Source organism: Synechococcus sp. W55.1, from assembly GCF_047461655.1.
GTDB lineage: Bacteria > Cyanobacteriota > Cyanobacteriia > Thermostichales > Thermostichaceae > Thermostichus.
In genome coordinates this window covers 14897-27920 of sequence record NZ_JANSHN010000026.1, presented here as the reverse complement: position 1 = coordinate 27920, position 13024 = coordinate 14897, and the positions used below count along the sequence as shown (strand labels likewise).

Sequence of the window (13024 nt, the reverse complement as noted above, 5' to 3'; positions counted from 1 at the left end):
CCTTAAGAAAGATTGGATCCCTGACCGAATTGAGGCTGAGGTGGACGAGACCTTTTACCGACAGTTGGCAGATATGCTCTCCCGCGGGCCGCTGGTGGTGGCCACCGTGATCCGCACCCAGGGATCTGTGCCTCGCCAGGCGGGGGCAAAACTGGCCGTGGGATCTGATGGCACCCTGTTGGGCACCATTGGCGGTGGAGCTGCCGAAGCGGAAGTCATTGCCCGAGCGCAAACCCTTTTGCAGACCGCTGTTCCCGTTGGCGATGGCGATGGGGAGTCCTCGCCGGCTGGGATGCAAGTTTCCCTTGACCTCAACAGCCCTCCCTTGGGCGTTTGCGGGGGACGGATGCACATTTGGCTACAGCGATGGCAGGGATCCCTTGCCCAAACGTTGGTGGCCCAGATCCTCCAGGCTCTGACCCAAGGGCAAAGGGCTTGGCTGATCACTCCCCTCCATCCTCAGGGGTTCCCCTACCTCAGCCTTAGCGACAGCGGTGCGGAGCACTTTGCCCCCCTGCCATCCCGCCCACAGCTCCTCGCGGGATCCTGGGTCGAGCCCCTCCTCCCTTCCCCCACCCTGCTGATCGTCGGAGCGGGCCACTGCGGCCTGTCCCTGGCCCAGATCGCCCATTTGGCCGGCTTTCGCATTTGGGTTCAGGACGATCGCCCGGACTGGGTAACCCCTCAGCGCTTTCCCGTTGCCGAGCGGCTGTGCTCAGAACCCTTTGCCCAACTTATCCCCCATCTGCACAGGATCCCGCAGCTCTACATCGCTCTTGTGACCCGCAGCTACAGCCTCGATTGCCAAATCCTGCGGGCCATCTACCACTCCGGCCTGACCCCCCACTACCTGGGGATGATCGGCAGCCGCAAGCGGGTACAAACCGTACTGCGAACCCTGACCCAGGAAGGGATCCCGGAGACCGCCTTCAGTCGGCTCTTTGCCCCCATTGGCCTGGAGATCCACGCCGAAACCCCCGCCGAGATTGCCATCAGCATCACCGCCCAGCTCATCCAGGTGCGACGGGGATCCCCGAAGAGAATGCCCGGCGAAACCCAAGGTGTAGGCTTGCCGGTTAGCCGGAGGACAAGCTAGGCTAGAAAAGCGCCGCGGGGTAGAGCAGCCTGGTAGCTCGTCGGGCTCATAACCCGAAGGTCACTGGTTCAAATCCAGTCCCCGCTATACCTAGGAGACAGTTGCTTAGAGCAGCGTCCGCACATCCACCACCTTGCCGCTGACTGCCGCTGCGGCCACCATAGCCGGGCTCATGAGCAGGGTGCGCCCGCTGGGGGATCCCTGGCGGCCCTTGAAGTTGCGGTTGGAAGAAGAGGCGCTGATCTGGCGCCCCACCAGCCGATCCGGGTTCATCGCCAAACACATGGAGCAACCGGGATCCCGCCACTCAAACCCTGCCGCCTCGAAGATCTCCCGCAAGCCCTCCTGTTCTGCTTCCTGCTTTACCCGTTCTGAGCCGGGCACCACAAACGCCTTCACCCCTGGGGCCACCCGCCGCCCCTTGGCAATCTTGGCTGCCTCCCGCAGGTCGCTCAAGCGGCCATTGGTGCAACTGCCGATGAAGCAGACATCCACCGGTGTCCCTACAATGGGATCCCCCGGCTGCAAGTCCATGTAGGCATAGGCCTCTTTGGCCAGTTCCCGCTCGCTTTCCGGCAGATCTTCTGGGGCAGGGATCCGCTCATCCACCCCAATACCTTGGCCGGGGGTGATCCCCCAAGTAACCGTCGGCGCAATGTCTGCGGCTTGGAATACCACCACGTCGTCGTAGCGGGCATTGCCGTCGCTGGCCAGACTTTTCCACCAGGCTACCGCCTCTTCCCAATCGGATCCCTGGGGGGCAAACTCTCGCCCCCGCAAATACTCAAAGGTCACCCCATCGGGGTTGACGTAGCCGCAGCGGGCCCCTCCCTCGATGGACATGTTGCAGAGGGTCATGCGCTCTTCCATGCTCATGGCTTCAATGGCGCTGCCCCCATACTCGTAGGCGTAGCCCACCCCGCCTTTGACCCCCAGCTTGCGGATGATGTGCAGAATTACATCCTTAGCGTAAACTCCCGGCCCCAACTTGCCGTGGATCTCAATGCGGCGCACCTTGAGCTTGGACAAAGCCAAAGTTTGGGTGGCCAATACGTCTCGCACCTGGCTGGTGCCGATCCCAAAAGCAATGGCCCCAAAGGCCCCGTGGGTAGAGGTGTGGCTGTCCCCACAGGCAATGGTCATCCCCGGCAGAGTTAACCCCTGCTCCGGGGCAATCACATGCACGATCCCCTGCCGACCGGAGCCACTGTTGTAGAAACGGATGCCGTATTGCCGACAATTGCGCTCCAGTTCCTGGATCATCTCCTCCGCTAAGGGATCCGCAAAAGGCCGTGCCCGGTTGTCGGTGGGAATGATGTGATCCACTGTGGCCACCGTCTGCTCGGGAAACAGAACCGGCAGATGGCGCTCCCGCAGCATGGCAAAAGCCTGCGGGCTGGTCACCTCGTGGATCAGGTGCAGGCCGATGAACAACTGCGTCTGCCCAGAGGGCAAAATCCGCACCGTATGGGCATCCCACACCTTATCGAATAATGTCCTCTCGCTCATCTTTCTCGGCCCGCAGCCAAGTCCTGTGAACTTTCAATGTGCTACTTGGGGAAAGGGTTGTCAAGGTACGGGCTGCCGTTATCGCTATGCGATCCCGGTGGGCGAAGGCGGATCTGAGTCCTCAAACCGGGAAACCCCTGCCTCAGCCAACGAGAAACTCGCCCTTCAAACGGGATCCCTGAAGGCCGGCCAAGGCAAAAAGCGATAGCCCGCCTCTTGAATGGCAGCGACGATATCCGGCAGGGCCTCTGCGGTGTGGGGCCAGCGATCGTGGAGCAGCAAAACCAGGGGCTGATCGGAAGCCTGGATCGCCGGCAACTGAGCTCGAACACGCTCCAAAAGTTGGGCTGCGCTTTGGCCCGCGTAAGCATCTTCCGGGCTCATGTTCCAGTAAAGAACTCGATATCCTGCCTGCTCCAGAGAGCGACGCAAAGCAGAATCTAGGCGAAAACCTCCCGGTGGGCGAACAACCAGTTGGGGATCCAAGTTCAACGCTTTGAGCAGTTGGGTTGTCTGATCCACCTCAGCATAAAACAGCTCATTGCTTCCGTAGAGACGTTGATAATCGTGGGTAAAAGTATGATTGGCTAGGGTGTGGTGATGGGCCTGAATCGATTGAGCCAATTCTGGAAATCGGGAAACGTGGGTGCCAATAACAAAGAAAGTGGCCGGGATCTGAAGATCATCCAAAACCTGTAAAAGTCGGGGGGTAGACTGAGGCCAGGGGCCATCATCAATGGTCAGAAAGGCAGAACGAGGTGGCACTTCCAGTAAAGGCCCCAGCACTTCTTCTAAAGGCAGTTGCAAAGGTTGAGTATTTTCTGCCGGATCGAGAAAGTCGGGATCCGGGATCCAGCCATGCTGCAGAAACACCTGCACATGAGCGGGAGCAGGGGTAATCAGTAAACGCCCCGTCTGCTCATTTTGGTTGCCCCAGCTCAGCCGATAGGGCAGATCCGAAGCGACCTCGATGGTTGTTGTATGGGTAATGACTCCGTAGGGGATGTCGATCACATAATGCCCGTTCACCTCTTCTTGATGGATCCAGGCTGCCGAAGGAGCTGATAGATAAATGAGCAAATCTTGGGGATTGGCGCCGCGCACCACCCGAATGCTTTCAATGGGGAGAATGAGGTTGTATTCCGAGGTGGCCGTCAGGTTCAGCTCAAAAAGAGGCTGGGCCTCTACCGTGCAGTAGTAGATCAGTCCAACCAGTAGGAAGGCTAGGCAAAATATCAACGCTTTCAACGCTTTCAGAGAGTGCATGGAATGGCTTAATCCTTCGCAACCAATCATAGGACAGAAGCCACCCAAGCTCGATAGAGCCCATCAATTTAGTGAGGATCCGGAAGGCCCTGGGATCCCAGGTGGCGAGAGCAGGCGCTCTTCCCATTTACGTGCAGGTGAGGCCCGTCGGATGTCCCGCCAAATGGCTGTGGCAGCTAGGGTGCCATCGGCAACCGCAATCGACACTTGGTTCAGGCCCTGCTTCAAATCGCCCAGTGCAAACAGCCGCGGATGAGCAGTGCGACACCACTCGTCGGTTAGCAGGTTTTCCCCTTGCCATTTCAAGCCGGGGATCCCTTTCAAATAAGCATTGTGGTATTTGGCTCCCATCGCCACCAAGCCGGTGGTCGCTTCGATGTAGGTGCCATCTTCCAGCTCCACACCCTGCAATTGATGGTTTTCTCCCCAAAAACGACGAATGGGAGTTTCGTAGAGTGGGTAGCCATGATCCGCCAGTTTTTTGCGCATGTCGGGGCCGACCGAGCAGAGGCCGTGGGTCAACACCGAGATATAGGGTGTAAACCAGTTGAGGACAAAAGCTGTATTGATCCGATCTTCTGAATTGACGATCAACACCGCCTTCTGATCCCGCATTTCGTAGCCATCGCAGATCATACAGACATGCAGTGAATAGCCCGCGTAGTCGTAAACATTCTGCATATCCGACAACTGGGGCAAGTAATCCATAATGCCGGTTGCCGCGATCAAATATTTGCTCCGAAAAACGGGGTAGAGGCTGTTCATTTTTCCCACCTTGACCTTGACTGCAAAAAGGTCTCCCTCATCGGTGGCATCTTCCACAAAACCGCGCAGGTAATCTACCCCCAAGCTGAGGGCATGCTCTGTTCCCTGGCGCAACAGCTCTCGCCCTGGAGTGGTCGGGGGCAATCCCAGATAATTGCGCAAATCCTGCATCCAAAAAGAGCGGCCTCTGCCCTTCTCCACCACCAGGCAACTCAATCCATAACGAGCCAGATAGATTGCCGCCGACAACCCCCCTGCTCCCCCTCCGGCCACAATCACGTCATAGATTTTGCCCAAACCAACCTCTAGATTCCTGCTGCTCAGTTTCATAGACGGGATCCCCTCACCAGACTTCTGCTGGGTGGCCTCAAGTTGTCGGTTGCGGCCCGAAAAATCTTAAGAAGCTCCAGACGTTCCGCAGAGCTGCAGATCATACTTGGTCCATCGCGTTTCTGTTGAGATGTAATCGAGCAAGGGAGCAGTCCCAGCAACCGTCTAGAATGGGGACTGAACTCCCCCTTAGGAGAAAAGCCCTATGCCAGGTATCTTAGCGGCCATTGCCCTGATCTTTGTCGGCTACCTGTTCAACTCGGTCAAAATCATCAGCCAGGGGTATGAGGCATTGGTGGAGCGTTTGGGCAGGTTTCATCGCAAGCTGACCCCAGGATTGCACTTTATTCTTCCCCCTATCGATAGGATTGTGTTCCAGGAAACCATCCGCGAGAAGGTGTTGGATGTGCCTCCTCAGCAGTGCATCACCAGCGACAACGTCTCTTTGATGGCCGATGCGGTGGTCTACTGGCGCATCACCGACATGATCAAGGCCCGCTATGCGGTCGAGGATGTGCAGCGGGCTTTGATTAACCTGGTGCTGACGGCCTTGCGCGCCGAAATTGGCCGTATGGATTTGGATCAAACCTTTTCCTCCCGCGCCGAGATCAACGCTCGCCTTTTGACAGAGCTGGACGAGGCCACAGATCCCTGGGGGATCAAGATCACCCGCGTGGAAGTCAGGGACATTCAACCCTCCAAAACCGTGCAAGACTCGATGGAAAAACAAATGGCTGCCGAGCGGGAAAAGCGGGCCGCTATTCTGAAATCAGAAGGGGAGCAGCAGGCCAGCATCAACCAGGCTGCGGGGGCCGCCAAGGCACAGCTATTGCGAGCAGAAGCGGAGAAGCGAGAGCGGCTGCTGCTGGCTGAAGGCACGGCTGAAGCCATCAAAACCATTGCCGCCACGCTGCAGGAGAACCCAGAGGCAGCCAATGCGCTGCAATACCTGATGGCGCAAAATTATATTGACATGGGCCTCAAGGTGGGCAGCAGTCCCAGCGCGAAGGTGATCTTCATGGATCCCAATTCGATCCCTGGCACCCTGCAAGGGCTGCTCTCCATGGTGGACGTGGCCAAGGGTGGGGAAGGATCTCGCGCGGCGGCCTCTCAGAAGCTGCGTACCCCGGCTTCTTTCCCAACCGAAGTGGACTTTCCCCGGCTCGACTGAGTTGACTGACCATGATGGCCCAGGATCCGGCTTGGCTGCTGGTGGGACAGGTGGTGGCGGCTCACGGCTTGCGGGGCTGGCTGCGGGTTAGGTGCTGGTCGGATTTCCCAGAACGCCTCACAGAGCCCGGACCGCGCTGGCTGCAGCGGGATACGGATCCCGAGCCCCTGCTGCACCCCTTGATCGAGGGGCAGTTTTTCCCGGCTAAGGGTCTTTATTTGGTGCGACTGGAAGGGATCCCCAATCGAACGGTGGCTGAGACCTGGGTGGGGGCTAGGCTGCTGGTACCGGCTTCCCACCGCTTGCCCTTGCAGCCGGAAGAGTACCACTACCGCGATCTCATCGGCTTGGCCGTCTATCACCAAGGGGAGCTGCTGGGACAGGTTTCGGGGATTTTGGCAGCCGGCCAGGATGTGCTGGAGATAACGACCTCTGACCATCGGCAGGTGTTGATCCCCTTTGTGAAAGCCCTGGTGCCTGTCGTGGACTTGGAAAAAGGCGCGCTTCACGTGCAGCCGCCGCCGGGGCTGGTGGAGAGCTTTCTGGGTTAGAGTTCGGCAAGACGGCCTGACTTCCGTACCTGCATCCCATCCTGAACTTGGCCCTCAGAAGCGTCTGTGTGGCCGTTCTAGCCTTTTGTGCTATCATGGGGACAGTTTTTTGATGATAAGCTGATTCCTGGCCTTTAAGGTCAATTTTTCTGGGTTTCTGTTGATCTTGGCCGGGAGCCTTCCTCGGGATTGGAGTTGGGAATGACGGAAAACTACGGTGCAGAGCAGATCCAAGTTTTGGAAGGCTTGGAGGCTGTGCGCAAACGCCCTGGCATGTACATTGGCTCCACTGGGCCGAAGGGGTTGCACCATTTGGTGTACGAGGTGGTGGACAACTCTGTGGATGAGGCCCTGGCCGGCTATTGCAATGATATTCAGATCAGCCTGCATCCCGACGGCTCGGTAGCCGTCTTGGACAATGGCCGCGGCATTCCGGTGGACATCCACCCCAAAACCGGGCAGTCGGCTCTGGTTACGGTGCTGACGGTGCTGCACGCGGGGGGCAAGTTTGGCGGTGGCGGCTACAAAGTCTCCGGTGGGCTGCACGGGGTGGGCGTGTCGGTGGTGAATGCCCTCTCCGAATGGGTGGAGGTGACGGTTTGGCGAGAGGGCAAGGTTTACTTTCAACGTTTCGAGCGCGGGGCGGTGGTGGGATCCCTGAAATCCGAACCCCAGCCCAAGGGATCCAATCGGCGGGGTACAGAGGTGCGCTTCAAGCCGGATGGGCTGATCTTTCCCGAGCGAGAGTTCGACTATGCCCTGCTGGCGGCCCGCTTTCGCGAATTGGCCTACCTCAATGCCGGCTTGAAAATTACCTTTAGCGATCTGCGGCGGGATCCGCCCCACTGCGAAACCTATCAATATGCAGGCGGCATCAGGGAATATGTAGCCTTTATCAACCACGAAAAAACGCCCATCCACTCCGACATCATCTACATCCAAGGGGAGCGGGATGGTGTGGAGGTGGAAGTGGCGCTGCAGTGGTGCTCGGATGTGTACACCGACAATTTGATCGGCTTTGCCAACAACATCCGCACCAACGAAGGGGGTACCCACCTGGAGGGCTTGAAAACCTCTCTTACCCTCACCATCAACAGTCAAGCCCGCAAGCTCAACAAGCTGAAAGACTCCGACAGCAACCTGGCCGGAGAAAATGTGCGCGAGGGGTTGACGGCCATCGTCTCGGTCAAGGTGCCCAACCCCGAGTTTGAGGGGCAAACCAAAACCAAGTTGGGCAACACCGAGGTGCGGGGCATTGTGCAAACCCTCGTCTCCGAGGCGCTCACGGAGTACTTGGAATTCAACCCCAACGTGGCCAGGGGGATCGTCGATAAGGCCATCCAGTCCTTCAATGCTGCCGAGGCAGCCCGGCGGGCCAGAGAATTGGTGCGGCGCAAATCTGCCCTGGAATCTTCCACGCTGCCGGGGAAGTTGGCCGATTGCAGTTGCCGCGACCCGGCGGAGTCTGAGGTGTATTTGGTGGAAGGCGACTCTGCAGGGGGCAGCGCCAAACAGGGTCGGGATCGGCAGTTTCAGGCGGTGTTGCCCCTGCGCGGCAAGATTCTCAACATTGAAAAGGCAGATCCCGCCAAGATCTACAAAAACGCCGAAATTCAGGCCATGATCACAGCGCTGGGTTTGGGGGTGAAAGGGGATGAATTTGATCCCAGCCAACTGCGCTACCACCGCATCATCCTCATGACCGATGCTGACGTGGACGGCAGCCACATTCGCACCCTGTTGCTGACCTTTTTCTACCGCTATCAAAAGGCGCTTCTGGAACAGGGCTATGTCTATATCGCCTGTCCGCCGCTCTACAAAATCGAGTGGGGTCGCAACAATGTTCGCTACTGCTACAGCGACGCCGAGAAAGACCAAATCCTGCGGGGGCTGCCTGCCAACACCAAGTACACCATCCAACGGTTCAAGGGTCTGGGGGAAATGATGCCTGAACAACTTTGGGAGACCACCATGAACCCGGCAACGCGCACCCTCAAACAAATCACCATCGAAGATGCGGTGGAGGCGGATCGCATTTTCACCATCTTGATGGGAGATGCTGTTGGTCCCCGACGGGAGTTTATTGAGGCCCACAGTGCCCATTTGGATCTGGCGGCTCTCGATATTTAGCGACTCTCGATATTTAGCGACTCTCGATATTGGGTGGAGAGAACTCTGTCCCGCCTCTTCGGGGCCCACGGCAGGGGGAAAGTGCTCCGCACCGCTGGCGCGAACGTAACGGTGTTGCAGACGAGGCCGCGAGCAGCCAAAAGCTCCCGGACGGGGCAAGATCCCGGCTGCAGCTCAGACCCTGTGGCAAAGTGAGGGAAGAGCGTTCCAGATCCTGCTATGCCTGCATTGCTTACGGCTCTTCTTGCGGTGCTGGGGGGCTATCTCCTGGGATCCATTCCAACCGGCTACTGGGTAGGCCGTTGGTGGGGGGGGATCGATATTCGCCAACAGGGATCCGGCTCTACCGGAGCAACCAATGTGTTGCGGACGTTGGGCAAGGGGCCCGCCCTGCTGGTGTTGCTGGTGGATGCTGCCAAGGGGGCAGCAGCAGTGGCTCTGGGATCGGCCTTGGGATCCCCGTGGTGGGTGGTTTTGGCGGCATTGTTCGCAGTGATCGGCCATAGCCGTTCCTGCTGGCTGGGCTTCAGGGGGGGCAAATCGGTGGCCACCAGCCTGGGGATCTTGTTGGCTATGGCTTGGCCAGTAGCCCTGACAACTTTCGGCGTCTGGCTGCTGGGGCTCGCCCTCACCCGCATCGTTTCCTTCAGCTCCCTGCTGGCGGCAGTGGCGGCTCCGGTGGTGATGTGGGCAACAGCTCAACCTTTGCCCTATTTGTTGTTTGCGTTGGCGGGCGGGGTGTATGTGATCGGTGCTCATCGGCGCAACATCGAGCGCCTACTGGCCGGGTCGGAGCCGCGCATTGGCCAAAAATGGACGCAATCTCCCTAATTTTCAAGGCACTGTGAAGCAGCTGTATTACTCCGCAACGCTATGCAACCGACCACAGTGGTTTTTGTCTACGGATCCCTGCTGCGGGGCGGCCAATACCACAGCTTGCTGCAGGGGGCAGAATTTTTGGGGACAGACAGCCTCAACCACATTGATCTTTACAGTCTCGGCCCCTACCCGATGGCAGTTCGTGGCCGAAACCGGCTCTACGGCGAGTGCTACCGCATCCCCTTGAGTCTATTGCCCCGATTGGACGAACTGGAAGACCACCCGCGGGTGTACGAACGGCAGTGGGTGCAACTGGATAGCGGCACCTTTGCTTGGGTTTATCTGGGTCGGCCTGAGCAGGTGCAGGGGTGTTCCCTCATCCCCAGTGGCCGCTGGCTGGCTAGAGATCAAAGTGGAGCTTGACGCCCTCAACATACTGGGGCAGCACCAAAGACTCTATCCCACTGTTGTGCTCCGCACCGCTGTCGCGAACGCGAACGGCTGCCGACGGATCCCATTCTTGGGAATCAGACTCTTTGGCGGAGAGAGCACCGGCATCCACAGGGCTGGAAACGCGCTCCAGGTAGTAGATGCGATCCCCGCGTCGCCAAATGTCTGGCTCAGGCAGGTAGAAGAGCCGACCCGGTCGAGATGAGCCGCTCCTCAGCCGCTGCGGGCGCACCAACAACAAGGGCAGGCATAGATCGGCTTTGATTCGATAGGCAAACTGATCCCGCAGCCGTTCAAGGGTGGGATCCTCCAGTCCCATCTGGGCCAGGAAGGGATTGGGCAGCGCTGTCGGGAGCGACTCTTGAGCTGCTAAGACAAAGGACTCCGTCCTGCTGTCGCGAACAGCCTTGTTGCTTGCCTCTGGCAGGGCCGAAGCCGAGAAGGGGAGGGGTAGGCCCAAGTCCGCCAACGTGGGTAGGGTGATCGAGCGCAGCTCAGCCCGGTTGGCCTCCAGATAGCCGGCCCAGCGCTGCAGTTGGGGGAAGGAAGGCTGTAAGGTGCGGATCCCTTCTGAGATGGGCATATCCGGCAGCAACACCGTCCAGATGGTGGCAGAAACCGAGAGCTTAACCATCAACTCGGCAATGGCCCAGTTCACCTGCGGATCCAGAGTCAGGATCAACAGAGTTTCCGCATGGTCGATATCAGCCTTCAACAAAGCAGACTCGTTCAGTACGGCCTCCTGCAGGGATCCGGGGGCAGCCTCTGGCTTCGGGTCAGGTTTGTGGGTGCCATTGCCATGTTGCTCTGCACCACTGTTGCTCCGCATCCCTGACGCGATGGCGGCACGACGCTTCTGCGAAACGGAGTCTTTGGCGTCCGCTGAATGGGAAGCTTCGTAGCTGCCATACCCATTTTTGGAAGCCCCAGAAAGCAGTGGGATCACCTCGACTGTCTGGTTCAGCGAGCGCATCAACTGGGCCAATTGGTTGGTGAGGGGATGATCGCCGATGATTATGGTGGAACTGCCCTGATCCAGACCCAGCCAACGGGCCACCCAAGCCGCGGTCAGCCCCTGTACCGTCACCGTCACCGAGATGGTCAAAAACACCAGCGCCTTGAGGGCATCCCCCCCAGTAATGCCCCGTTCTGTCAGCAGAATGGCAAACAAGGAGGCCACCGAAGCCGCCACAATGCCCCGAGGAGCCAGCCAAGCCACAAACAGCTTCTGCCGCCAATTCAGGTCGCTGCGCCAGGTACACAGCCACACACTCAAGGGACGGATGACCAGCATCAAACACAGCACTGTGGCCAGGGATCCCCAGCCCAGGGCAAACACCGCCTTGAGGGAGAGCGTGGCGGTAAGCAAAATAAAAATCACCGAGATGGCCAACACCACCAACTGGCCGTGAAACTGCCGCACACCCCGCTCAGCAATGGCCGCCTTCTGCCGCACCACCAGGCCCGCCATCACCACTGCCATCAGCCCCGCCTCCGATCGCAGCGACTGGGCCAAGGCAAACACCCCCAGGGCCCCCGCCAGCACCACCGAGTTGCGCAGCTCCTCGGTTAAAAACTGCCGCGACCAAAGCAGGAAGGATCCCATCAGCCAGCCCCCCAGCGCTCCCACCGCCGACCCGATGGCCAGACGGCTGGACAACTGTTCCAAGGCCATGAGAAAACTGGGATGGCCGGAGAGCACCACCTGCAGCACCACCACTGCCAAAATGGCCCCGATGGGATCGATGAGCACCCCTTCTCCCTCCAGGAGCGTGCTGACTGCCGGATCGACCCGTACCCGCTTCAGGATAGGGTTGATCACCGTCGGCCCCGTCACCACCGCCAGGGATCCAAATAAAAAGGCCAGCCGCCAGGGAAACTCCCCCAGATAGTGAGCTGCTGCCGCTCCCCCCACCAAGGTCAGCAGGGATCCCAACAAAACCAAATTGCGCAGGCTATCGGATACCTGATTGAGACGTTGCAGCCGCAGGTTCAGTCCCCCCTCAAACAAGATCAGAGCCACCGCCAACGACACCAGCGCTTCCAGCCCGGATCCCATGACTTGGGGATGAACCCAGCCCAAACCATCTGGCCCCAGCAACAGGCCAAACAGCAGCAGGAATACAATGCTGGGCACTTTGACAAAATTGGCCAGCACCTGAGCAGCGATCCCAGCCACCAGGGCTAGCGTAAACAGGATCGTCAGCTCAAATGAATCTTGCATATTGAGGCTTAACCGAACGCAATAGCGGGACGGAGCCCTTACCTTTCCAGCTACTGAACGCTAACAATCTCGTCGCTGCCATCGTTAACGTCGTTGTTGCTCCGCAACGCTAACGCCAATACAAACTGCTGAAAAGTCTCCAATCGTCAAGGGGGCTTTACCCATCACGTCAGCAGTTCATGAGCCCAAACACGCAGAGCTAACTCATGTGTGTCGGCCCCATGAAGTTGCAAAAGCTACACTCAGCCTGCTTCTCGCTACAGTACACACGACTTACCTCAACGTATCACAGAGCGGGCTTGACGACCACTCTGGCGTTGGGCAGCTCTGTTGGGAATTGAAAGCAAATCGACATGCTGCCAAAAATCTCCCCTTCTAGGCTTTCTCGCCTTCTGAGCGGCTGAGACCGGTCTCTAAGGGCTTAACGCGACGGATAGGCAGATTGGCAATAAGAGCAGTCGTTCCCCCTTCCGTGGCCAAGTGAAACTGCATCCCTTCTGAATCCAGCTCCACATAGCGGGACACCACCCCCAAAATCTCCAGGCGCATCGATTCCAGTGCCGCTGGGGTGAGATCAGCGCGGTCATGGGCCAAGATCAGCTTTAACCGTTGCTTGGCTTGATGGCGGCTGTTGCCGGAGTGCCGAGAAAAAAGCTGATCCAAAAAATCGAGGAGCATAGGTTTTGCCGGCCTTGTTACTCAGTTGTGAAAGT

The 13024-nt window shown here is 58.5% G+C and carries 11 protein-coding genes and 1 tRNA gene; 7 read left to right on the top strand and 5 right to left on the bottom strand.

Going from position 1 to position 13024, the window contains the following annotated elements; translation table 11 throughout:
- Positions 1–40: 40 nt before the first annotated feature.
- Both NW816_RS12055 and NW816_RS12050 read left to right on the top strand, forming a co-directional pair.
- Positions 41–1096: an XdhC family protein gene (locus NW816_RS12055; protein WP_414409312.1), complete on the top strand. Its 1056-nt coding sequence runs from the start codon at positions 41–43 to the stop codon at positions 1094–1096.
- Positions 1097–1109: 13 nt separating this feature from the next.
- Positions 1110–1183: transfer RNA gene (locus tag NW816_RS12050), tRNA-Met, on the top strand.
- Between the two features lie 18 nt (positions 1184–1201).
- Here the strand turns inward: NW816_RS12050 and leuC are convergent.
- From leuC to NW816_RS12035, 3 genes are all read right to left on the bottom strand, one after another.
- Complete coding sequence (gene leuC, locus NW816_RS12045; RefSeq protein ID WP_414409311.1) at positions 1202–2605, bottom strand: 3-isopropylmalate dehydratase large subunit; 1404 nt, start codon at positions 2603–2605, stop codon at positions 1202–1204.
- A gap of 165 nt (positions 2606–2770) precedes the next feature.
- Positions 2771–3871, bottom strand: coding sequence for a polysaccharide deacetylase family protein (locus NW816_RS12040; RefSeq protein WP_414409310.1), 1101 nt, complete (start codon positions 3869–3871; stop codon positions 2771–2773).
- 63 nt (positions 3872–3934) lie between these two features.
- Complete coding sequence (locus NW816_RS12035; protein ID WP_414409309.1) at positions 3935–4966, bottom strand: NAD(P)/FAD-dependent oxidoreductase; 1032 nt, start codon at positions 4964–4966, stop codon at positions 3935–3937.
- A 205-nt stretch (positions 4967–5171) separates the two neighbouring features.
- Between NW816_RS12035 and NW816_RS12030 the strand changes: the two genes are divergently transcribed.
- The 5 genes from NW816_RS12030 to NW816_RS12010 all read left to right on the top strand — a co-directional run bounded on the left by NW816_RS12030 (position 5172) and on the right by NW816_RS12010 (position 10060).
- On the top strand, positions 5172–6137 hold the full coding sequence (locus tag NW816_RS12030) for an SPFH domain-containing protein (protein WP_414409308.1): 966 nt from the start codon (positions 5172–5174) through the stop codon (positions 6135–6137).
- An 11-nt stretch (positions 6138–6148) separates the two neighbouring features.
- Positions 6149–6688 carry a ribosome maturation factor RimM gene (gene rimM / locus NW816_RS12025; protein ID WP_414409307.1) on the top strand — a complete coding sequence of 180 codons (540 nt, stop codon included), beginning with the start codon at positions 6149–6151 and terminating at the stop codon, positions 6686–6688.
- A 201-nt stretch (positions 6689–6889) separates the two neighbouring features.
- Positions 6890–8818 carry a DNA topoisomerase (ATP-hydrolyzing) subunit B gene (gene gyrB, locus NW816_RS12020; protein WP_414409306.1) on the top strand — a complete coding sequence of 643 codons (1929 nt, stop codon included), beginning with the start codon at positions 6890–6892 and terminating at the stop codon, positions 8816–8818.
- Positions 8819–9037: 219 nt separating this feature from the next.
- On the top strand, positions 9038–9649 hold the full coding sequence (plsY, locus tag NW816_RS12015) for a glycerol-3-phosphate 1-O-acyltransferase PlsY (RefSeq protein WP_414409305.1): 612 nt from the start codon (positions 9038–9040) through the stop codon (positions 9647–9649).
- Between the two features lie 42 nt (positions 9650–9691).
- On the top strand, positions 9692–10060 hold the full coding sequence (locus NW816_RS12010) for a gamma-glutamylcyclotransferase (RefSeq protein WP_414329655.1): 369 nt from the start codon (positions 9692–9694) through the stop codon (positions 10058–10060).
- Here NW816_RS12010 and NW816_RS12005 read toward each other — a convergent pair.
- Entirely contained in the window at positions 10038–12311 is a 2274-nt protein-coding gene (locus tag NW816_RS12005; protein ID WP_414409304.1) for a cation:proton antiporter, read from the bottom strand. The genes NW816_RS12010 and NW816_RS12005 overlap by 23 nt on opposite strands.
- A gap of 375 nt (positions 12312–12686) precedes the next feature.
- Positions 12687–12989 carry a cell division topological specificity factor MinE gene (gene minE / locus NW816_RS12000; protein ID WP_414329651.1) on the bottom strand — a complete coding sequence of 101 codons (303 nt, stop codon included), beginning with the start codon at positions 12987–12989 and terminating at the stop codon, positions 12687–12689.
- Positions 12990–13024: the final 35 nt, after the last annotated feature.